This window comes from Sphingobacterium sp. CZ-2 (assembly GCF_004526235.1).
Lineage (GTDB): Bacteria > Bacteroidota > Bacteroidia > Sphingobacteriales > Sphingobacteriaceae > Sphingobacterium > Sphingobacterium tenebrionis.
On record NZ_CP038159.1, the window covers coordinates 681094 to 704140 of the forward strand.

The 23047-nt window shown below is 42.0% G+C and carries 14 protein-coding genes and 1 rRNA gene; 7 read left to right on the plus strand and 8 right to left on the minus strand.

The features are described from left to right. The first annotated feature begins 179 nt into the window (after positions 1-179). From gltB to E3D81_RS03065, 3 genes are all read left to right on the plus strand, one after another. Positions 180-4679 (plus strand): glutamate synthase large subunit, encoded by a 4500-nt coding sequence (gltB, locus tag E3D81_RS03055; protein WP_134776351.1) that lies wholly within the window; start codon positions 180-182, stop codon positions 4677-4679. Positions 4680-4690: 11 nt separating this feature from the next. Next, a complete protein-coding gene (locus tag E3D81_RS03060) occupies positions 4691-6160 on the plus strand; it encodes a glutamate synthase subunit beta (RefSeq protein WP_134776352.1) in 1470 nt (489 codons plus the stop codon). Positions 6161-6350: 190 nt separating this feature from the next. Continuing rightward, the gene (locus E3D81_RS03065) at positions 6351-6926 is read left to right on the plus strand and encodes a non-canonical purine NTP diphosphatase (RefSeq protein ID WP_134776353.1); all 576 of its coding nucleotides are present in this window, start codon (positions 6351-6353) and stop codon (positions 6924-6926) included. Between the two features lie 250 nt (positions 6927-7176). On the opposite strand, the gene rrf is transcribed toward E3D81_RS03065, so the two are convergent. Beyond that, positions 7177-7288 (minus strand): 5S ribosomal RNA (rrf, locus tag E3D81_RS03070). A 38-nt stretch (positions 7289-7326) separates the two neighbouring features. On the opposite strand from rrf, the gene E3D81_RS03075 reads away from it, so the two are divergent. Further along, positions 7327-8463 carry an IS110 family transposase gene (locus E3D81_RS03075; protein ID WP_167554216.1) on the plus strand — a complete coding sequence of 379 codons (1137 nt, stop codon included), beginning with the start codon at positions 7327-7329 and terminating at the stop codon, positions 8461-8463. Between the two features lie 328 nt (positions 8464-8791). Here the strand turns inward: E3D81_RS03075 and E3D81_RS03080 are convergent, their stop codons facing one another. Together E3D81_RS03080 and E3D81_RS03085 are read right to left on the minus strand one after the other, a co-directional pair. Further along, a complete protein-coding gene (locus tag E3D81_RS03080; protein WP_099365597.1) occupies positions 8792-10981 on the minus strand; it encodes a glutamine synthetase III in 2190 nt (729 codons plus the stop codon). A 189-nt stretch (positions 10982-11170) separates the two neighbouring features. Then, positions 11171-14032: an alpha/beta hydrolase family protein gene (locus tag E3D81_RS03085; protein WP_134776355.1), complete on the minus strand. Its 2862-nt coding sequence runs from the start codon at positions 14030-14032 to the stop codon at positions 11171-11173. Positions 14033-14132: 100 nt separating this feature from the next. Between E3D81_RS03085 and E3D81_RS03090 the strand changes: the two genes are divergently transcribed. After that, positions 14133-14867, plus strand: a complete 735-nt coding sequence (locus E3D81_RS03090) for an SIMPL domain-containing protein (protein ID WP_099365590.1) — start codon at positions 14133-14135, stop codon at positions 14865-14867. 380 nt (positions 14868-15247) lie between these two features. On the opposite strand, the gene E3D81_RS03095 is transcribed toward E3D81_RS03090, so the two are convergent. The 4 genes from E3D81_RS03095 to E3D81_RS03110 all read right to left on the minus strand — a co-directional run bounded on the left by E3D81_RS03095 (position 15248) and on the right by E3D81_RS03110 (position 20394). Beyond that, positions 15248-17335: a TonB-dependent receptor gene (locus tag E3D81_RS03095; protein WP_245153271.1), complete on the minus strand. Its 2088-nt coding sequence runs from the start codon at positions 17333-17335 to the stop codon at positions 15248-15250. Between the two features lie 14 nt (positions 17336-17349). Next, positions 17350-18651, minus strand: a complete 1302-nt coding sequence (locus tag E3D81_RS03100; protein ID WP_134776356.1) for a BamA/TamA family outer membrane protein — start codon at positions 18649-18651, stop codon at positions 17350-17352. 84 nt (positions 18652-18735) lie between these two features. Then, positions 18736-19428 (minus strand): hypothetical protein, encoded by a 693-nt coding sequence (locus E3D81_RS03105; RefSeq protein WP_134776357.1) that lies wholly within the window; start codon positions 19426-19428, stop codon positions 18736-18738. A gap of 81 nt (positions 19429-19509) precedes the next feature. Continuing rightward, positions 19510-20394: a 1-aminocyclopropane-1-carboxylate deaminase/D-cysteine desulfhydrase gene (locus tag E3D81_RS03110; RefSeq protein ID WP_134776358.1), complete on the minus strand. Its 885-nt coding sequence runs from the start codon at positions 20392-20394 to the stop codon at positions 19510-19512. 63 nt (positions 20395-20457) lie between these two features. On the opposite strand from E3D81_RS03110, the gene E3D81_RS03115 reads away from it, so the two are divergent. Together E3D81_RS03115 and E3D81_RS03120 are read left to right on the plus strand one after the other, a co-directional pair. Next, positions 20458-21492: an RluA family pseudouridine synthase gene (locus E3D81_RS03115; RefSeq protein WP_134776359.1), complete on the plus strand. Its 1035-nt coding sequence runs from the start codon at positions 20458-20460 to the stop codon at positions 21490-21492. 3 nt (positions 21493-21495) lie between these two features. Continuing rightward, complete coding sequence (locus E3D81_RS03120) at positions 21496-22353, plus strand: aminotransferase class IV (protein WP_099365585.1); 858 nt, start codon at positions 21496-21498, stop codon at positions 22351-22353. 85 nt (positions 22354-22438) lie between these two features. Here E3D81_RS03120 and E3D81_RS03125 read toward each other — a convergent pair whose 3' ends face one another. Further along, positions 22439-23029, minus strand: a complete 591-nt coding sequence (locus tag E3D81_RS03125; protein WP_134776360.1) for a YceI family protein — start codon at positions 23027-23029, stop codon at positions 22439-22441. Positions 23030-23047 lie beyond the last annotated feature (18 nt).

The following is a 23047-nucleotide window of genomic DNA, read 5'->3' on the forward strand; positions in this document are numbered from 1 at the left end:
ATGATATTTCATTTTTATAATGAGATGGCGAAACAAATACAAATTCAATCATAAAACCAAGTATAATTTACATTAAAAACAACAAAACATTAATTAAATTATAAATATTATAAATAAAACAAGTTTTTATTCATATATTAGCAATCTCGTTATTAAATCAATCTAATATTCAAAATATCATGCAGCAAGAAGGACTTTATCATCCCGAATTTGAACACGATGCCTGTGGTGTAGGTTTTGTCGCCCATATCAAGGGGCAGAAATCCCATGCGCAGGTGCGCGATGCACTGACCATGTTGGAGAATATGGAACATCGTGGTGCTTGTGGATGTGATCCAGAGTCTGGGGATGGTGCCGGTATCATGATCCAACTTCCCCACGAATTCTTATGGGAAGAATGTATCAATTTAGGCATACAATTACAGGAACCGGGTTATTATGGCGTAGGGATGTTGTTCCTGCCGAAGGATGAGGAAATGAACAAGATCTGCCGCGAGGTGATCGTGGAAGCAGCTTCAGAGCGTCACATGGATTTCCTTGGTTTTCGTTCCGTTCCGGTCAATAGATCCGGTATAGGACCTACGGCCTTAAGTGCCGAACCAGAAATCGTTCAATTCTTTGTGGCCAGACCCGAAGAGGTTAAAAACACCGAAGAATTTGAACGCAAATTATATGTGCTCCGCCGCCTGATCATCCAGAAGATCAAAAAACACCAAGCCTATCCATTACCCCTTTACCTCGCCTCCCTTTCTTGCAAAACAATTATTTATAAAGGTCAGTTGACCACTTACCAGGTGGGTAGCTATTTTGAGGATCTGAAAGACCCGCGCGTAGTTTCCGCTTTTGGATTGGTGCATTCCAGGTTTTCCACCAACACCTTTCCATCCTGGTCATTGGCCCAGCCTTTCCGAATGATTGCCCATAATGGAGAAATCAATACCCTGACCGGAAACCTCAATTGGTTCTATGCCGGTGTTAGGGCCTATTCTTCACCCTATTTTACGGCTGAGGAAATGGAAATCCTCTTGCCCGTAGTGGATAAGGGCCAATCCGATTCAGCTTGTCTGGACAATGTGGTCGAGCTCCTGCTACATAGCGGCAGAAGCCTTCCCCATGTACTCTTGATGCTCGTTCCGGAAGCCTGGGATGGCAATGAACAGATGGATCCTTTAAAAAAGGCATTCTATGAATACCATGCCACCTTGATGGAGCCATGGGATGGCCCGGCAGCACTTTGTTTTACAGATGGAAAGATCATCGGCGCCACCTTGGACCGCAATGGCCTACGCCCATTACGCTACGCCATTACCTCAGACGACCGGGTGGTGGTGGCATCGGAGGCTGGTGCATTACCAATTGACGAATCAACCATCATCAAAAAAGGCCGCCAACAGCCAGGGAAGATTTTTGTGGTAGACATGGAGGCGGGTAAAATCCGTTCGGATGAGGAAGTCAAAGGCGAACTTATCCGGCAGCAACCTTATGGCGATTGGATCAATAAATATAAAATCCGAATGGATGAGTTGGCCGATCCGCGTGTCACCTTTACTTACCTTTCCAAAGAATCGGTTTTCAAATACCAACAATCTTTCGGTTATAGCCGCGAAGATATCGAAACGATCCTTACCCCTATGGCCTTAACGGGCTATGAACCTATTGGTTCCATGGGTACGGATGTTCCTTTAGCCGTGCTATCCGATCAACCTCAGCATATTTCCAGTTATTTCAAACAGTTTTTCGCCCAGGTGACCAACCCGCCAATCGACCCGATCAGGGAGCGATTGGTTATGAGTTTGGCCACTTTTATCGGCAATGCCGGCAATATCCTAATTGAGGATCAGAAATTCTGCCATTGTGTAACCCTGGAGCATCCCATCCTCACCTCCTCCGAATTGGAGAAATTAAGGTCCATCGATACCGGGGTTTTTCAGGCAAAGACCATCCAAAGTTATTTCCGTGCCGATGGCAAGGAAGGATCCTTGGAAGCGGGTTTGGAACGCTTATGCCGCTATGCGGATGATGCCGTTCGGGATGGCTTTGAGGTTATTATCCTTTCGGATAGGGCGATCGATTCGCAGCATTGCGCAATCCCTTCCCTGTTGGCTGTTTCTGCGGTGCATCACCATCTGATCAAAACCGGCAACCGCGGTGCGGTAGGATTGGTCGTGGAGGCGGGCGATGCCTGGGAAGTCCATCATTTCGCCTGTCTACTGGCTTTCGGTGCAACGGCTATCAACCCTTACATGGCCTTGGCAAGCATCAGGACCATGAAGGAAACCGGGCAAATGGATACCCAACTGACCTGGGACGACCTGAAAAAGAATTATGTAAAAGCCGTATGTAATGGCTTATTGAAAATATTTTCCAAAATGGGTATTTCCACCTTACAATCCTACCATGGTGCGCAGATCTTCGAGGTGCTGGGTATCGATGCCGAGGTGGTGGATAAATACTTTTGTGGTGCCGTTTCCCGTATTGGAGGTTTAACCCTGGATGATATCGCCAAGGAAGCCTTGGCAAAACATAAACGTGGATTTGAACACAGCCGAGTTAGCCAGACCTTATTGCCTGAAGGCGGATTATACCAATGGAAACGTCGGGGCGAAGGCCATTTATGGAATCCACAGACGGTGCATCTCCTGCAGCAGGCCTGTCGCAACAACGATTACGAATCCTATAAAAAATACGCTTCGCTGATCAATAACCAGCAGGAACGCATGTTCACTTTACGCGGTTTATTGGATTTTGCCAAACATCGCACGGCTATTCCATTGGATCAGGTAGAGCCAGCCAGTGAAATCCTGAAAAGATTCGCTACGGGAGCCATGTCCTTTGGTTCGATTTCCCATGAGGCCCATAGCACCTTGGCAATTGCCATGAACCGGATTGGCGGAAAATCCAATACCGGCGAAGGTGGGGAGGATGAGATCCGATATCAAAAATTAACGAATGGCGATTCCATGCGCTCTGCCATCAAACAGGTGGCTTCTGCACGCTTCGGTGTGACCTCCAATTACCTGACCCAGGCCGATGAAATACAGATCAAAATGGCCCAGGGTGCAAAACCGGGAGAAGGAGGCCAATTGCCAGGTGACAAGGTGGATGAATGGATCGCGAAAGTAAGGCATTCCACACCTGGAGTGGGTCTGATTTCTCCACCTCCACACCATGACATCTATTCCATTGAGGATTTGGCGCAGTTGATCTTCGATCTGAAAAATGCCAACAGGGATGCTCGGATCAATGTAAAATTGGTTTCCAAGGCAGGGGTCGGCACGATTGCTGCCGGGGTGGCGAAAGCCCATGCCGATGTTATCCTGATTGCAGGTTATGATGGTGGGACCGGTGCATCGCCGATCAGCTCCATCAAACATGCGGGATTACCTTGGGAATTAGGTTTGGCAGAGGCACATCAGACACTGGTACAGAACAAGCTCCGCAGTCGGGTGGTCCTACAGGCGGATGGACAGATGAAAACTGGCCGTGACCTGGTGATAGCGACCTTATTGGGCGCAGAGGAATGGGGTGTAGCCACAGCAGCCTTGATCGCTGGTGGATGCATCATGATGCGTAAATGCCACCTGAATACTTGTCCGGTTGGTGTGGCCACCCAAGATCCGGAATTGCGGAAGTTGTTTTCCGGAAAACCGGAAGATATCGTCCATCTTTTTGGATTCCTAGCGGAGGAAATGCGTGAGATCATGGCCGAACTGGGTTTCAAATCCATCAATGAGATGGTTGGACGCGCGCAATTTTTGAAGAAACGAGAGGATATGCCACACTGGAAAGCCAAGAAAATCAACTTCTCGGGCATCCTCCATGTAGCGGCGAATGCGCAGGGGGAAACCTTGTACAATACCGAAGAACAGGACCATGGCATGGGAATGATATTGGATTGGGGTTTATTGAATGTGGCGAAACCTGCATTGGAGACCAAAACTCCGGTCTTTGGAACCTTCCATGTCAAGAATACCGATAGAACGATAGGCACCTTATTGTCCAATGAAATTTCCAAGATCTACGGATCGGAAGGACTTCCGGACAACAGCATAAACTTTAAGTTTGAAGGTTCGGCAGGCCAATCCTTTGGCGCCTTTAACACGCGCGGGATTTCCTTTGAATTAGAAGGCGAAGCCAATGATTATGTGGGCAAGGGACTATCAGGCGCTCAGTTGGCCATTTATCCAAGCAAGGAAAGCAAATTACAGCCACATGAGAACATCATCATCGGAAATGTCGCCTTATATGGAGCAACCTCCGGGCACTTGTTCATCAACGGTATGGCTGGCGAACGTTTCGCGGTAAGGAATTCTGGTGCAACGGCCGTCGTGGAAGGGATCGGCGACCATGGTTGTGAATATATGACCGGCGGAAGGGCATTGATTCTGGGCGAGACCGGAAGGAATTTCGCTGCGGGCATGAGCGGAGGGATCGCATGGGTCTACGACATCAAGGGCAATTTCAAGGAAAACTGCAACAAGGAAATGGTGGATCTGGACCCCTTGGAAAGCGAAGACGAAACAGCGATCATCAGCTTATTGAAACGCCATATCCTATTGACCAAGAGTGAAAGAGCAAGCGCCATCCTTCAGGATTGGGCGGTTGAAAAGCACCGCTTTATAAAGGTGTTCCCAAGGGAATACAAAAATGTATTATTGAAAAAATTAGTGACCGCATAATCAGGAATTTCATGGGAAAACCAACAGGATTTTTAGAATATGAACGCTTGCTCCCTCAGAAAGATGCTGTGGAAAGCAGGAAACAACATTATAAGGAATTTGTCAATCCGTATTCGGATGAACAACTAAATAGTCAAGCGGCAAGGTGCATGAACTGCGGAATTCCGTTCTGCCATTCGGGTTGTCCTTTGGGCAACGTGATCCCAGAGTTCAATGACGCTGTATATGATGGGAAATGGGAAGAAGCTTATCAGATTTTGAGTTCGACCAATAACTTCCCGGAATTTACGGGTAGGATCTGTCCAGCACCGTGCGAATCTGCCTGTGTGCTGGGCATCAACAAAAACCCGGTTGCCATTGAAGAAATCGAAAAACACATCATCGAAATAGCCTATAAAAAAGGCTATGTAAAACCCCATAAGAGCTTCCTGAAAACAGGGAAAAGGGTGGCTGTAGTGGGTTCTGGTCCTTCGGGATTGGCCGCTGCCGCACAGTTGAACAAGGCTGGGCATGAGGTGGTGGTTTATGAAAGAGATGATAAAGTGGGTGGCCTATTGCGGTATGGAATCCCCGATTTCAAGCTGGATAAGCAGGTGATAGACCGTCGGGTAGCGATTATGGAAGAATCAGGGATCATCTTCCGGACGAATGCCGAAGTAGGGAATAATGTCCCAGCGAAGGAATTACAGGAATATGATGCCGTGGTATTGACCGGTGGATCGACCATTCCGCGAAACCTGGATATTCCTGGTCGGGAGTTGAATGGAGTGCATTATGCGATGGAATTCCTCAAACAGCAGAATAAACGTGTTGGGAATTCCACTATTGTAGATGCAGAAATAACGGCTACTGGAAAAAATGTATTGGTGATCGGTGGTGGTGATACGGGATCGGATTGCGTAGGGACTTCCAATAGACATGGTGCCAAATCGGTTACCCAATTTGAACTGATGCCTACCCCTCCCCAAGCTCGTACTTCTGCCATGCCTTGGCCTAGCTATCCCATGGTTTTAAAAACAACGACTTCGCATGAAGAGGGTTGCCAAAGGCATTGGAGTGTTAGTACGAAAGAGTTTTTAGGGGATGAACAAGGGAACCTGCGTGCAGCCTTGGTGGCGGATCTGGAATGGGAAACCGATCAGCAGGGAAGACCACTATCTTTTAAAGAAGTAGAAGGATCGGCTAGGGAAATCCCTTGCGAATTGGTCACCCTTGCCATGGGATTCCTGCATCCTCAACACGAAGGCTTACTCACACAACTTGGCGTGCAGTTGGATAATAGAGGAAATGTACAGGCTACAGAATCAGCTTATAAGACCAATTTGGAAAATGTGTTTGTGGCAGGCGATATGCGTAGAGGACAATCCTTAGTGGTATGGGCGATTTCTGAAGGTCGGGAATGTGCAAGGAAGGTGGATGAGTATTTGATGGGAAGTTCCAATTTGGAAAGCAAGGAGGCGATATTTAGCCAAGCTGTTTAATCATGCTTTGCCAAGCCTTTTAATTTAAATTGTTAAAACTGTTTAATCATAATCCGTTAAATTTAATGTGTAGTTTAGCATCAATCCAAGAGGTTGATGCTTTTTTTGTATTTTAACAGGGTAAATAATTACCTATATATTTAACAGTATTTACATTTAACATCTTATAAAAAAAATAAATAACAAAGGAATGGAATTAGTATTTGCAACAAACAATGCCCATAAATTAGAAGAGGTGCAACAGATGATCGGTGATAGGTTCAAGCTACTTTCCTTAGCAGATATTGGTTGCCATGAGGATATCCCCGAAACCGGGGTGACCTTTGAAGAGAATGCCCAACAAAAGACGGATTATCTAAAAGAAAGATTTAATGTGGATTGTTTTGGAGATGATTCGGGGTTGGAGGTTGATGCTTTGCAGGGGGAGCCTGGTGTTTATTCGGCAAGGTATGCCGGAACGAGGGACATGGAGAAAAACATTGATCTGGTATTGGAAAAACTTGGTGATAATGCCAATAGAACCGCTCGCTTCAAAACCGTTATTTCCTTAAACATAAATAATGAACAACATTTTTTTGAAGGAAGTATTGAAGGTAGAATTATTAATGAGCGTATTGGAACTAAAGGATTTGGTTATGATCCAATCTTTATTCCAAATGGATATGATATCACCTTCGCAGAAATGAGCTTGGAAGAAAAGAATCGGATAAGCCACCGTTCGGTTGCAGTTCAAAAACTTTGCAATTTCCTTTTTAGTATTAAGTAGTTAGTATTTAGTAGCTAGACCTATGGCGCCCTCCGTCATTGCGAGGAGGTACGAGGAAGCAATCCTTGGATATGCGGCGCCTTATGTCATCCTGAGCGCAGTCGAAGGATCTGTACGGGTACCACATGTAGATGCTTCGACTACGCTCAGCATGACATGCGGGAAGATTGCTTCGTTCCTCGCAATGACGCGTGGGGTGCATAAAAACAGAAAGCCCCGTCATCTATCGATAACGGGGCTCCTTTGTAAAATTAGGCGCCGACCTACTCTCCCACCTGTTACGGCAATACCATCGGCTCTGGCGGGCTTAACTTCTCTGTTCGGAATGGGAAGAGGTGGACACCGCCGATATAGGCACCTGAAGATCTTTATGAGATATTGTTCTGATATATTTGACAAGATGGAGGCCACGGGTTCCTATTGGTTCATCCTTTACGATATCCTCCACGCCGGAGGGCTTGACGTCTGGCTGGTCGACGGCCGCCAGACCAAACAGGTCCCCGGACGGAAGACCGATGTAAAGGACTGCCAATGGATCCAGCAGCTGCACAGCTATGGACTGCTGAACCGCTGCTTTGTGGCCGAAGGGGACCAAAAGGAGATCCGCAGCTACCTGAGGCTGAGGGAGGACCTGCTGCGGAACGCCGCCATGCATGTCAACCACATGCAGAAGGCCCTGGTGGAAATGAACATCAGGCTTCCCGAGGTACTGAGCCAGATCCATGGAGCAAGCGGTATGGCCGTCATCGGTGCCATCCTGTCGGGCGAGCGCGATCCTGGTGTCCTGCTGTCCCTGTGCCATACCAGGCTGCGCAGGACCAAGTCCCAGGAGATCCTTGCCGCCCTGGAGGGTTTCTATACAGAAAGGGGTGTGTTCGCCCTAAGGATCGCCCATGAGGCCTATCTGTTCTACATGAAGCAGATTGCCGAATGTGACCATAAGCTGGAAGCCCTGCTGCAGAAGGGCGGCGATGGCGGCAAAGGGACCCAGTCAGGGCCCAGGAAACCGATACGGCACAACAGGCCGGACATCAGGGACCTTGGCGCCCATCTGCTGGACCTCTTCCAGGGCAGGGATGCCACCATATTGCCCGGGATCACGGACTATACCTGGATGCAGATCTACAGCGAGACGGGAAACGATCTGGAACGATGGGCCACGGAGAAGCATTTCACAAGTTGGCTGGGGCTATCTCCGGGGCAGAACAGCTCGGGCACAAGTAGCAGAAGGGTCAAGCGGAAGGGGAAACCGCTGACCGGACAGATATTCCGGGTCATTGCACAGGGACTCCTACAGAGCAAGAAAATAGCGATCGGGGAATTCGGACGAAGGCTTCGGGCCAGAAAAGGGCCTATGATCGCCATCAAAGCCATGGCCAACAAATTGGCAGCACAGTATTGGCGACTGATGGTAAAGGGGACCACCTATGTGGAACAAGGGGTGCAGACCTATGAAACACAATTGAAAAAGCAGAAGGAAAAGTACCTGAACAGGTTGGCACTGGAGTTCGATATGAAATTAGAGAAGATACATTGACCTGATTAACAATAGGTTATACAACATGTCATTGGTAGCGTAGTCGAAGGATCTCTACGGGTACAAACGAACAGATGCTTCGACTACGCTCAGCATGACATGCGGGAAGATTGCTTCGTTCCTCGCAATGACGCGGAAAGTCGTGCCTCCTCGCAATGACCAAATGCCTCGCAATGACGTGTAAAGTTCCTCGCAATGACGCAGGAAAAGAGGCAATAAAATAAGAAAAAGACCTCGTAAAACGAGGTCTTTTTCAAAATCTATAATCTAATGTCTATTATCTATAATCTAAAATCTATTATTTAAAATCTATAATCTATTAGACACCCTAATGTATAAACAACAATTCTCTCAATTTTGGCAATGGCCATTTTGCATCATCCACCAATTTCTCCAATTTATTTACATTATACCTGATTTCATCAAAGAAAGGCTTTACAATTTCATCATAAGCAATTGCTCTTTCACGCATATCCTCAATAGTATTCGATTTCTTACGTGCTTGACGCATTTCTTCCGCTTTTTCCAAAATAATATTCACGTGCTTAGAGATGCGCTCAATATAATTCAATTGCGAACTATATGCTTCTTTACCCAATCCAAGATCTTTCAATCCCCTAACATTCTCAATCAATTGATTCTGATAGATAATACATGCCGGAGCGATCTGGCTAGTAACCACATCCCCAATCACCCTTGCCTCAATCTGTAATTTCTTGAAGAAGTTCTCCAACAAAATCTCATGTCTCGCTTCCGATTCCCTTTTATTATAAATCCCCAACGTCTCAAACAATTCAATAGATTCTGGAGTTACATAAACATCCAAAGACTTAGGTGTTGATTTAATGTTTGATAAACCACGAGCAGCAGCCTCAATTTCCCATTCCTCACTGTAACCATTTCCTTCAAAACGGATTGCTTTTGAATCCTTGATGTATTTACGAACAACATTCAAGATCGCAAGATCCTTTTTGATTCCTTTTTTGATCTGTTTGTCCACTTCGTTCTTGAATTCAATCAATTGCGCGGCAACGATAGCATTCAAAACCGTCATGGGTAATGCCGAGTTTGCCGAAGAACCCACCGCACGGAATTCAAATTTATTTCCCGTAAAAGCAAATGGAGAAGTACGGTTTCTATCGGTATTGTCCAATTTCAAATCAGGGATTTTTGGAATGCCATGCCATAGATTGGCATCTGCTTTCACTTTCTTCGCAACACGTGCAGATTCCACTTCTTCCAAGATTTCATCCAACTGAGAACCTAAGAAGATGGAGATAATAGCAGGAGGTGCTTCGTTTGCTCCCAAACGGTGGTCGTTGGAATGACTTGCAATAGATGCCCTTAATAAATCAGCATGCTCAAAAACCGCTTTGATGGTATTGACAAAAAAGGTCAAGAACATCAAATTGTTTTTAGGAGTCTTTCCAGGAGACAATAAATTAACACCTGTATTGGTAATCAAAGACCAGTTATTATGTTTTCCAGATCCATTTACGCCTGAATATGGTTTTTCATGCAATAATACTTTGAAATTATGACGGATAGCCACTTGTTCCATTAGATTCATCAACAATTGGTTGTGGTCAATGGCCAAGTTGATCTCTTCGAACATCGGAGCACATTCAAATTGCGACGGAGCAACCTCGTTATGGCGAGTCTTCAAAGGAATACCTAATTTTAAGGCTTCATTTTCCAGGTCTACCATATAAGCTAATACACGCTCAGGGATAGCACCAAAATAATGATCTTCTAATTGTTGGCCTTTTGCAGACATATGTCCAAATAATGTTCTTCCAGTTAACTGAAGGTCCGGACGTGCATTATATAAGGCTAAATCTACCAAGAAATATTCCTGTTCGATACCTAATGAAGCAGTTACCTTATCAATGGATTTATCAAAGTACTGCGCCACTTCGGTCGCTGCTTTATCGATTGCTGCAATTGCTTTTAATAAGGGAGCTTTATAGTCTAAGGACTCACCAGTATACGAAACAAAAACAGTTGGGATACACAAGGTTTTTCCCGCGGCCGTTTCATAGATGAAAGCAGGAGAGGACGGATCCCATGCCGTATATCCACGTGCTTCGAAGGTGTTACGGATACCACCATTTGGGAAAGAAGATGCATCCGGTTCTTGTTGTACCAATGCATCTGCAGTGAATTTTTCAATCGCACCACCGTCTCCATCTGGTTCAAAGAAAGCATCATGCTTTTCAGCTGTTGAACCGGTCAATGGTTGAAACCAGTGGGTATAGTGTGATACTCCATTTTCAATAGCCCAAGCTTTCATAGCTTGTGCAATGAACTCTGCCATCTCTCTACTGATTTGATTTCCTTCATCAATAGCGGTATTTAAATCATTGAAAGTAGATTTGGGAAGATAATCCCTCATCTTTGCAGTGGTGAAAACGTTTTTACCAAAAATATGGATAGCACGTTCTGAAGTTACTGCTGATGACACGTTGAAGTGGTGTTTTGTTGCTTCTTCAACGGCGGCGAATCTGGAATTTGACATATTTTTATATTTATATCTTGAGTTTGTGATGATTCTCTCTAAAAACATTTCAAAAATATGGTAAATTCTCGATTTCAAAATATTTTTTTGAAAAAAAAATCACAAAATAAGCTTGAAAAACAATAAATGTGTCAAAAAAAAGGCTGGATATAACAAAATATCCAGCCTATTATTGGTTTTTAATAAGGATTAATCTACTTCCAGTCCCCAATCAATACCTTTTTCCGTAGCTTTCACACCTTTCTTAATCCAGTTTGCTGCTGGTTTACCTTTCAAAAAGTGATCAAAAAACTGCGCTTCGCGGATTTGTATATCCTTTCTGTTCTGCCTTTGAATTAAATTATGGTCATCGCCATTATAATTCAACAACCAAACAGGTTTATTTAAACGACGTAATGCCGTGAAAAATTCAATCCCTTGGTACCATGGCACTGCACCGTCATTATCATTATGCATAATAGCAACCGGCGTATTCACTTTATCCATAAAGAATAATGGAGAGTTTTCTATATATAGATCCAGTGCTTCCCATAGTGGCTTGCCTATTCTACTTTGGGTGTTCTCATATTGAAATTGTCTAGACATTCCTGTTCCCCAACGGATACCTCCATAAGCAGAGGTCATGTTCACTACTGGAGCACCTGCCCAAGCAGCGGCATACATATTGGTCCTGGTGATCAAATGTGCCACCTGGTAGCCACCCCAACTTTGTCCTTGGATACCCATCTTCGTCGAATCTACCCAAGCATTGTTCCGTGCTAAATGATGCATACCTGAATTGATATATTCTTCTGCCGAACGACCTGGATATCCTGTTTCATAACGGATATCTGGTGCAAACACCAAATACTCGTTGCTGACGAAATAAGGGATATTCAATCTGGAAGGAGTTGGTGCAGGTGCTTGGTAGGTATGCAAGCCATCACTTAATACCTCATAGAAATAAGCAATGATCGGATATTTCTTGTTTGGATCAAAGTTTTCCGGTTTGTAAAGGATACCTTCTGCCTCATGTCCTTTCGGAGTTTTCCATTTTACCAATTCCGCTGTTCCCCAATTATAATTGGCCTGTTGCGGATTGATGTCTGATAAACGGGTTTCATTTTTAAGATTGCTCAATAAATAAAGATCAGGAGACTTTTGATAATCTTCCTTGGTATAGATTACCTGATCTAGTTTTTCACTATTGCTAAGCATTCTATAGGTAAATGGTCCAGCCCAAATCTCTTGTGGACCTTTTTTATCTAATTTATAATAGCCGTTATATTTGTTGGTTTTATTGAAACCGGTTAAATAGATTGCTTTCTTTTCATCAATAATAGTCGCTCTTTTTCTTGGATCATCATCCCGGCTGATATCCACATATCGGTAGGTGATTTGATTTTCACGACCTTTTCCTTTGGTAAGCATGCTTTTATGTTTTCCATCCAAACTTAATTTCCAGATATCAAATCTATCATTTAGGTAGATATTCTTAAAGTCATTGGACCAACCTGCCAATCCATATGGACCTGGTAATGCAGGAACATCATTTTCCTCATCTACAAAACTGATGGCCAAGCCTTCATTTAGATGTGTTGTTGATTCTTTTTGGATATCATAACTGTACCAGTTGGCATTTTCTCGATTAAAGTAGATCACATGTGTTCCAGTAGGAGAGAGCATGGCCATTCCGGAAAGGTTCTTGATCACTAATTTGTTCTTTCCGGTCAAGGTAGAAACCAGGTATACATCCGATTTGGAACCTCCAGACCATTGCGTTTCAATACGGTATTCTGCATCTGAAGTCGCTAATGCCCATTCATTATCCGCATCACCGGTTAAACTGATTCTATTGAAGGTATCATCGGAAAGTGGAAGGATCGCCCGGTTACCGGCTAAGTTGATCAGAGCAGTATAATTACGCGACATATCCCGACGGGCATTCACCAACTGCATCGGCTGAAGATAATCATCCTGCCAGTGCCAGATATCTAATTTTGCGGTTTCAAAGTCTACCAAAGACGTATCTCTTACTCTGGCAATAGGTGCCAAGCCAAAGAACAATCTATTTCCTGCTTTACTAAAATTGATGAATCCATCGCCAGAAACATTCCATTTTTCTGGCATTCCTGAACTGTTCTTATCGGCAATGATGTAAGCGCTGTCTTGTTTAGGAGTATAATAATATAACTTATATTCCTTTTGCAATGCTTTTTCCGGACTCTTCTCAGCTAAAAATCCCAATTGCTGATTCTGATCATCAAAACGGAAGGATTTATAAGTTCCCTTTCCATTAGATATCTTTTTGCTGCTTTTGGTTGCGAGATCGTAAATATATAATCCAGCTTCATTCAGGGTATCTTTGCCTTCGCCCTTGCGGGTGAATAATAAATATTGTTCATTATCGCTCCAATAAAAATTATCCGCCTTTAGAATTTGCGAAGTGTCACCTGAATTCAAGTCCAATACATGGAGAACAGGAGTGGTTTTCTCTTTTCTAGGGCTAGGTCTTCTGTTGTTGGTACTATCTTTTGCAGCGATAACCTCTTTTTTGACCTCTTCTTTTTTCGTCGAGTCTGCTTTTTCGTCCTTTTTAGGATTTGGCAACACGATTTCTGATATGAAGGCTACATAATTATTCGCTTTTCTAGCTAGCTGTGATGATTTTACTGCAGGAAATTTAGTGGTTTTATTCTTCAGGATATCAAAAACCAATAAACTGTCTTTGGGCATGTCATCAGGTCTTTTCTTTTTAATCCTTGCTTCACGAACTTCCTTAAAAGGGGCCTTGATGGTGCTGATCAAAAACTTTTCGTTTTCCGTTAATTTAAGATTACTACCTCTTGGGATTTCCAGTAAACTTTGGTTTTTATTATTTTTCAAAATGGCCAATGCATCACCTTCCTGTGGAACAATAGCATAATAGATATAATTCCCGGATTTACTGATGGAAGGATTGGAAATAGATTTCCAGTTATCATATACCGTATGATCGATTGGCTTTTTCTGGGCCTGGGCAAATGATAATAAGGAAAAACTAATGAAAAGTAAGCTGAATTTATGTTTCATAAATTGTATTGTTTGGAACATCAATATTACTCAAAAAAACGTTAACTTAGGTTTAATGAGATTATAACAATTTTATTATAAACATAATAATGACCATATCATGAAGAATACAGGAATCATCATTAGTGTAATCGCAGGGATCGCTTTTATAATATTTGGTTTGTTGTTTGCCAATGCTTACAAATACAAGTACAAAAACTCAAATACGATTAATGTTACTGGTAATGCAAAAACCGATTTTGAATCGGATATTGTGAAATGGTCTGCTTCTTATAGTAGAAAATCCATGGATCTGAGCGAAGCTTCGGAGCAATTGAAGAGGGATAGGGAATTGGTTCGGGATTTTTTGGTTAGGCAGGGTATTAAGGAGGCCGAAATTCTGTTCAATGCGGTGAATATAAATCGAGAGTTTAATTCTTCTACGGATAGTAATGGGAATAGTTATACCACTTTTTCTGGTTATAGTTTGTCACAGAATGTCAGTGTGGAGTCTAAGGACTTGAATAAGGTGGATAATGCGTCAAGGGAGATTTCGGCATTGATATCGCAGGGGATTGAGTTGAGTTCGAATCAGCCTAGTTATTATTTTTCTGGATTGGAGGATTTGAAGTTGAAATTGATTTCTCAAGCTTCACAGAATGCGCGTTCAAGAGCCGAGAATATTGCAAAAGAGGCAGGTTCTTCGTTAGGGGAGCTGGTGAAAGCGGATTTAGGGATTTTTCAAATTACGGGTCAGAATGATAATGAAGAGTTTTCTTATGGGGGAGCTTTTAATACAACTTCTAGGAGTAAGACGGCTAATATAACGGTGAAGGCGAGTTATTTGTCGAATTAGGATAGGGGTTTGGTTCGTACTGAAAGTAGGGTGAAAGTAATGTGAAAGTATGTTTTTAGTATGTAAGGGTAGTAAAAACACGGTTTAAGTATGTTTTAAGGGTGTTTTTGTAGTGAATTTAATGGTTTTACATAGGAAAATGGTGGATTTGGGCGTGATTCCCATCATTGCGAGGGCAACTCTGCGTCATTGCGAGAAGGTTTTGCGTCATTGCGAGGAGGCACGACGAAGCAATCTTTGGACTTTGTCATCCTGAGCGGTCTTTGTCATCCTGAGCGTAGTCGAAGGATCTTTACGGGTACCAAATGTAGATGCTTCGACTTCGCTCAGCATGACATGTGGAAAGATTGCTTCGTTCCTCGCAATGACGCGTGGTTAACTTAAAAACCAACCTTAACCCCGCCATAAAAATTCCTAGGGGCAGCAGCATTGAAATACCTATTTCCCATCGCATTAATATCATTCCCTAAAGAATATTTTTGGTTCAACACATTATCAGCACCAATAAAAAATTGAACCTTATACTTATCTAAAAATCCAATTCCCCAAGAAGCTTTCGCCTGAACCAAATGATATTTATCTGCAAAAACACTATTTCCATCATTCAACGGAATTTCATCCGTGAAATTATGGAATACATTCAATTCAAAGCCCTTATTAAATTTCAAGGCCAACATATTCACCCACATCCATTCCGGAATAGAAGTAACCTTATTTCCAGAAAAATCTTTATCATCAACCTGATAATCATCAAATTTATAATGCTGATATGTCAGGTTGGTAGAAAGAATTAGTTGTTGGATAAATCTTTCAGGCTGAGGGGAGATTAATTCCGTAAGTACACTAGTCTCTAAACCTTTTTGATCAATTTTTCCAGCATTCACAAAAAATTCATTGCCTTCTTCATTCAACTGTCGGACGATGCCATTGTCCATTTTATAGTGATAAGCCGTCAAATCAATAATCAATTTCCGATTGAAGGCTTCCTGCCTAAATCCCAATTCATAATTTGTTCCTGATTCAGCCTGTAGACCTGTATTGATCTGGTTATCGGAAGAACGAACCTCTGATAAAGTCGGTGTAGAATAACCTGTTGAAATGGCTGCACGCAAAGCGGTATTCGAAGCTACTAAATACGATAAGGCTACCCTTGGCATCAATTTAGAATGAAAATCGATATCACCTTTGGCAAGCTCATCTGTCATTCCACGTTCGAAATTGATGCTGTTATTGTTGAGCCCTAATGATGCTTCAGCTGTAAATTTCTTGAACAATTGAGCTTTTGCTCTTAGGAAGTAAGAATCCTGAAGCATATCCAACCTGTCATTGTCTGTCAGATTGCCTATTTCGCCAAGGTTATTTTCATGATTCTTAATATGGTACCAACCTTTCTGTAATTCCATCCCTGCCTGAACTTCCCAACTCAAATCCTCTGATGGATTTCTATCAAATGAAAAATAGGTTCGATATCCTAAATTCTTTTCTTTACGAGTTTCATAGTTCGTGATGAAGGGATTCTCAAAATCCGTATGGGAGCCAAATACAGATATGACATGTTTCAATCCAAACTGAAATTGATAGTCATGGATCAATCCACCTAATAAAGTCTTGTTATAGATTCCAGCTTGTTGGTCAACAGCAGATGGAAAATTCCCTGCAGCAGGACGTGCCTGTTGAGGATTCTCTTCATACTGTTGAAGGGTTAAACCTCCAGGCGTTTCATAGCCAAGATCACTATAAATCCCTAAGAATTTTAAGCTTCCCGAGGGATTATATTGATAATGATGCGCAGTCTGAACATATTTTTTGGATAAACCGGTCTGTTCACGGTATCCATCAGATCTTAATAATGCCTGGTCAAAGGAAAAGCTGTATTTTTTATTCACTTCATGTCCAATCGATAAAGTTTGATGAAACATTCCATAGGACCCTCCCTGTAAAAGAATGGATTTTTCATGATTTGGTTGGCTCAAACCATTAGGGCTAATCCGAACTACTCCTCCAGAATTTGGTCCAAACAAGGAAACATCAGGGCCCTTTAACACATGGATTTGCTGAATCCCTACAGGGTCCAAAAGATTGAAATAGGTGTTTCCACTGGCATCCGTCATTGGGATTTCATCCAAATAAATTTTTGTGTTCCTGATTCCAAATGGAGAACGGATCATACTACCCCTTAAAGCCAATCGATAACTACCAGGAGATCGCTCTTCCATGCGTACGCCTGCTGTGGTATTCATGGCTGAAATCAAGGAAGATGGTTGTTGTGCATTAAGTAATGGTTTAGTTAAAACCTTAGATGGACTAGTCAAGCTTAGTAAGGCTTGCGAATTGAAATAAGCTTTAACCACGACAGGGTCAATTTCCCTATAGCTGGTATCTCTTATTGTTTCTTGAGATTTTGCCAGAAAGGGGATAAAACACAAACAAGCAACAGTTAATAGTGATTTACTTTTTATATGGGTCATGAATAATAATGTCTTTAAAATGCCTCGTTCAACCCCAGGAATAAGCCATGCTGACCAAACCTTCCATAGGCATAGTCTATACAAAGGTTTGTGCGGGTTGCTTTATTGAATAATAGTCGAAGGCCAGCACCTCCAGCCGGTTGCCAGATTTTAAATAACTCGGTGCCCATCTGGTCATTAGCAGTCTGCACATTGGCAAATACAACTCCGCTTAGGAATTGGTTCCTTAGGATAGGGAATCTATATTCCAATTCCGAATAGAAAAATGATCTTCCTTTAAAATAACCTAAGGTATATCCTCGACCACTTCGGGCATAAGGGTCTTTTCCGGTACCTGGAAGATCCACATAAGGCAATTTACCTCCAAGATTGTAAGAACCGAAATTCCAGAAGGCCAATACATGATTAGGTCTTTCAGTAGACAATTGCCAATATTTTCGGAAATCTGTCTGTAATTGATATGCATTTTGTGCACTTCCCATCCAAGATTGGTTCATACGTAGCACCAAATCCACATAATAGCCTTTATAAGCGCTATTCGGATTATCCCTTGTCATGTATTGCATATTCAACATGAGGCCATTGTTGTTTACACGAGTGGCATCAAAACCATTCCAACGGCTGTATATTTCTACAGGTGCCATGCCTGGATCGGAACCTACGGTTTCGAATTTCCGTTTCATCTCAAAAAAGAAACCTACACCTACGAAAGCTCCAGGGAATAGGTTTTTATAAACCCGCTCACTGATGGAATAAACCATAAACTTATTCACATAACGCTCACGTTCTGGATTGTTCATGATCAATTCTTCTTCCGTGGGATTCTCCAATGGACCACCTATACCCATACCATAATCCAGTCCTACGGCCTTGGCCACCATCATATTTCCTTTGATGTTCCATCTATTACCAGGGGTATAGATGTCATGGATCAGGTATCCCACAATAATCCCTCTAGTCGTGGCACTGACCGCTGCCGCACCTATGGACATTGCTGTGTTGGCTTCATTACCCAAAATTTTACCTCCAACCGCTTTGATCCCAATCTGACCACCAATAGATGGGTTATAGTTCAGGTTGGGCAAATAGGTAATTGCAGATCTTTTAGTACTTTTTACTACAGTGGAATCCTTTTTCTTAAAAGGATTGATATCCTTGAACAGGTCCACAATGTCATAAAGTTGTTGTGTAGGATGGATGGTATCCTTTTCCAACTTTGTACTAATCGTATCTTGGATCTGAACTTGGGCAATTACATGCTTTGGTTTCGAAGCTTGGATAAATATGAAAAGAAGCAAAAAAATGCGAAAGCGCATAGGTATTTGATTGATAGCTTTAAATGATTAGCAACAAAAGTATAAAAATAAAGCTATCCCTCTTGTCATAGGAATCAAATAATATTATACCTCTACAGAAAAGTCTACGGTATGGACTTTACCCGATATTTTAAACTGCACCCAAATCCGATAGTTGCCAGCCTTTTCGATATGGGCTTCTGCATATATTGGATATTTCTTATTGGATACGGGATGAATATGTAAAAAATCTTTTGATTTGGTTTCGATCATCACAATGTGCGCAGATGCGCCTAGATACTTTTCCAAATCCTTTTCACCTAACATTTCGCCTTCTTTTTCAACGGTGAAGGCTAGGGTCTGCATTCCCGTATTCAATTCCCGGCCATTGACCAAAGTGATGATATAATCGTCTTCTCTAGCGACTATCTCCGGTTGGAATTCAATTTTTTCACTCAATTCGTCCCCTACAACATGGATTTCATGTTTGTGTACCATGGGCTCCCCATCCTGAGGCTTGAAGTCTACGAATAATAGGAACTTTCCAGCGGTTGGAAAGGTTTCTTCAACTAGGTACGGGCCTTTATTTTCTTCGGGATGTAAATGATCGAACCAGGTCAGTTCATCATTGACAGCCAATAAATGCATTTTTTTCTCATGCACCGTATCTAAAGAAACAGCATTGTTATCTTGCTTTAAGGAAATATTAATGGATACAGGCCTACCTGCTTCCACACGTTGTGGATCTAGTATAACATCTACATCAATTTCGTTATGCTGTTCGTGGTGGTTGTTCATATTTTGCGATTTTATTCAACTTAATTAACAAAATAGTGGTAGAATTAGTTTTGAAAATAACGCAAATTGCTCAATTAGCTTTTAGAATAGGTTTAATTGTCCAAGCAAACCTGTTAAACCACCGGTATGCAGAAAAAGGATTCGGCTACCTGGTTTAAAATAATCTTTTTTGATGAGATCAACTAATCCATACATCGCCTTACCTGTGTAAACTGGTTCGATCATGATTCCTGTGGAGGCAACGAAATCTTTTATAAAGTGGATGAGTTCGGGGTTTGATTTCCCATATCCTGAAAAATGATAATCTAGATGAAGATCCATATTCTTGGTGGAAACCTCGAACTTTTCTATGTCATCCTTAATAAATCCGCCATTTTTTAAAACAGGAATAACATGTAACCGGGATGCTAAATTTGCTTCATCAATTCCTTGTAATAGTCCCGCTGCAGTAGTGCCTGTACCTGCTGCCGTAATAATGTGAGCATATTCCTGTTGAAGTTCTGGAATAATTTCTTTGCAACCCAGCACGCCCAGGTTTGAGCGCCCGCCTTCATCTATGAAATAGGCTGTTGAAGAATCAAAATGGTTATTAAAATAGGATTCTTTCTCTCGATATGAACTCCTATCGATAAATTGCAATTTCATACCAAAAAGTCTGCACATGGCCAATACGGGATTATCAACCGATTCTCCACGAACAATCCCTTGGGATTGAAAGCCAAATTGGGCAGCAGCAGCAGCTGTAGCCAACAGATGATTGGACCACGCACCTCCAAAGGTTACCAACAGATTTTTATTTAGGTTCTTAGCCTCTTGTAAAGAATATTTCAATTTGCGCCACTTATTTCCTGAAATGAAGGGATGGATTTTGTCATCCCGTTTGATGAATACCTGAACAGCTTTTTTGGAAAAAACTGGGTGGTTTATCTCTTCTTCGGGACTATGGATGGGAAATTGACTAAGCATGGATTAAAGATAGGATTTTTACTTTTGAGTTTGTTGAACGCTTTAAAATACTACTTTTGTAGCATGTTAGATGAATTGGAAAATGAGCAGGACGAACAGGAATTATTCGAGCATTTACGGATAGTTGCTGATAAAGGTCAAGCTTTATTACGTATTGATAAATTCCTGATGAATAGGGTAGAGAATACCTCTAGGAACAGGATTCAGAATGCTATTGATGCCGGTTCTGTCAAGGTAAATGATAAAGTAATCAAAGCCAGTTATCGGGTCAAGCCATTTGATGTCATTACCGTTGTTTTACCAGATCCACCGAGAGATACCGAAGTCTATCCAGAAGATATTCCTTTGTCAATCGTTTATGAAGATGATGACGTGCTGATGGTTAATAAAGAGGCAGGTATGGTTGTTCACCCGGGGTATAATAATTATACGGGAACCTTGGTAAATGCCTTAACTTTTCATCTGAACCAATTACCAACTTTACCTGGAAATACAGGTCGCCCAGGATTGGTGCACCGAATCGATAAAGACACTTCAGGACTGTTAGTCATTGCAAAAAACGAATGGGCGATGACCTTTTTAGCGAAGCAGTTCTATGAGCATAGCATCAGCAGGAAATATATCGCACTTGCCTGGGGTGATATCGTGGAAGATGGAACTGTATCAGGATATATCGGAAGATCCTTGAAAGATAGAAGGATCATGGATGTCTATGATGACCCAGAAAAAGGGAAATGGTCCGTGACCCATTATCGGGTTTTGGAGCGTTTAGGTTATGTTACTTTAATCGAATGCGAACTGGAAACCGGTCGTACCCATCAGATCCGTGCACATATGAAATCCATAGGCCATCCTTTATTTAGTGATGAATCCTATGGAGGAGATAAGATATTAAAGGGCACTCAATTTGCAAAATACAAGCAATTTGTGTCCAACTGCTTTTCCTTGTTGCCACGGCAAGCGCTGCATGCCAAGTCGTTAGGGTTTATACATCCTAAGACAAAAGAAAATTTATACTTTGAAGTACCATTACCGGAGGATTTTCGTTTAGCATTAGAGAAATGGAGAACTTATGGCGATGCCAATAATCAGATCTAAAATATGCCGATACAATATATCAATTATAACGGAACGATAGTTCCAGAAGACATGTCCATCCTAACTGCGGATAGTAGAGCCTTTAGATACGGGGATGGATTATTTGAAACGATGTTATGGAGAGATGGGGATGTGAGATTCCTGGATTTTCATGTCGAGAGATTGCAGGAAAGCATGAAAATGCTTCATTTTGAAGATTACGAGAAATTTGATGGATTTTTTATCCGCCAAAAGATTGAAGAGCTTTCCAGGAAAAACAATATGGTTGGGCAAACTGGCCGGGCAAGATTCATTGTTTTCCGAACAGGTGGAGGACTTTATGGGCCAGAGAGCAATAAACCCTCTTTTATTATTCAGCTGGACAGAAAGCCTGAAAGTTTGCGGGACAAGAAATTAGGCTTGATTATCGATGTATATACAGAGTATAAAAAAGCTTATAATGAGCTTTCTAAGATAAAATCCAATAATGCCTTGATCTATGTGATGGCCGGATTATACCGGAAAAAATTTGCCTTTGATGAGGTGTTGATTTTAAACCAACAAGGAAATCTCTGTGAAGCATTGGCTTCTAATATTTTCGTGTATTATGATAAGGTATTATATACCCCTGCATTAACCGAAGGTTGTATAAATGGGGTAATGCGTAGAGTGATTATGGATATCGCCCAAAGTGAAGGTATCGAAGTGGTTGAAGCAGAAATAAAACCAGAAATATTGAAGGTGGCCGATGAGATATTCTGTACAAATGCGGTAGAGGGAGTACAGTGGGTAATGGGTTATAAGCAAAAGAGGTATTTCAATAAAATTTCCCGGATTTTTCAGGAAAAACTGAGAAATTGGACCTATGAGGTAGAAGAATAAATAGGAATTTATAAAAAAAACAGGCTCTAGATAATTCTGGAGCCTGTTTTTATATGCAAGAATTAGTATGATTCTTATCTAACGATTAGTTTTTTACTACTTCAACGTTTACCGTAATGGCAACTGTAGGTGCAACAGCATCTACGCCAGAAGGAAGCTTATCGTTATAGTTGATGTTGAATTCTTTACGGTTGATGCTGGTCGTAGCTGTAAAACCTGCACGTGTTTTTCCCCATGGATCTGTAATAATACCATTGTTCTGTACCACATCGAAAGTAACTTTTTTGGTCACGTCTTTAATGGTAAGATCTCCGGTAAGTTTGAATTTTCCTTTTCCAGCACTTTTTAAAGTTGCATTTTTCAAGGTCATTTTTGGGAATTTCTCTGCAGAGAAAAAATCATCGCTTTTCAGGTGGGTATCCCTAGCTTCAACACGGGTATCGATACTGTTTACATCAATATCAAAATTAACTACAGCTGCCTCGAAGTTATTAGCGTCTTTAGTTTCCACAGCACCTTCCAATTTCTTGAATTGGCCATCAACAAAAGCAATCCCTAGATGTTTCACCTCGAAACGGGCATTGGTATGTGCAGGGTCTACGGACCATTTTATTTGTGCAAAGGCAACATTCCCTAAAAGGAATACGGAAGCGAATAAACTTAATAATGTTTTCATAAAGCTGTTTTTATTTAT

Excerpts from the sequence above, each read along its gene's own strand:
- gltB (WP_134776351.1), top strand. The coding sequence starts at position 180 with ATGCAGCAAGAAGGACTTTATCATCCCGAATTTGAACACGATGCCTGT.
- E3D81_RS03060 (WP_134776352.1), top strand. The coding sequence starts at position 4,691 with ATGGGAAAACCAACAGGATTTTTAGAATATGAACGCTTGCTCCCTCAG.
- E3D81_RS03065 (WP_134776353.1), top strand. The coding sequence starts at position 6,351 with ATGGAATTAGTATTTGCAACAAACAATGCCCATAAATTAGAAGAGGTG.
- E3D81_RS03075 (WP_167554216.1), top strand. The coding sequence starts at position 7,327 with ATGGAGGCCACGGGTTCCTATTGGTTCATCCTTTACGATATCCTCCAC.
- E3D81_RS03080 (WP_099365597.1), bottom strand. The coding sequence starts at position 10,981 with ATGTCAAATTCCAGATTCGCCGCCGTTGAAGAAGCAACAAAACACCAC.
- E3D81_RS03085 (WP_134776355.1), bottom strand. The coding sequence starts at position 14,032 with ATGAAACATAAATTCAGCTTACTTTTCATTAGTTTTTCCTTATTATCA.
- E3D81_RS03090 (WP_099365590.1), top strand. The coding sequence starts at position 14,133 with ATGAAGAATACAGGAATCATCATTAGTGTAATCGCAGGGATCGCTTTT.
- E3D81_RS03095 (WP_245153271.1), bottom strand. The coding sequence starts at position 17,335 with ATGACCCATATAAAAAGTAAATCACTATTAACTGTTGCTTGTTTGTGT.
- E3D81_RS03100 (WP_134776356.1), bottom strand. The coding sequence starts at position 18,651 with ATGCGCTTTCGCATTTTTTTGCTTCTTTTCATATTTATCCAAGCTTCG.
- E3D81_RS03105 (WP_134776357.1), bottom strand. The coding sequence starts at position 19,428 with ATGAACAACCACCACGAACAGCATAACGAAATTGATGTAGATGTTATA.
- E3D81_RS03110 (WP_134776358.1), bottom strand. The coding sequence starts at position 20,394 with ATGCTTAGTCAATTTCCCATCCATAGTCCCGAAGAAGAGATAAACCAC.
- E3D81_RS03115 (WP_134776359.1), top strand. The coding sequence starts at position 20,458 with ATGTTAGATGAATTGGAAAATGAGCAGGACGAACAGGAATTATTCGAG.
- E3D81_RS03120 (WP_099365585.1), top strand. The coding sequence starts at position 21,496 with ATGCCGATACAATATATCAATTATAACGGAACGATAGTTCCAGAAGAC.
- E3D81_RS03125 (WP_134776360.1), bottom strand. The coding sequence starts at position 23,029 with ATGAAAACATTATTAAGTTTATTCGCTTCCGTATTCCTTTTAGGGAAT.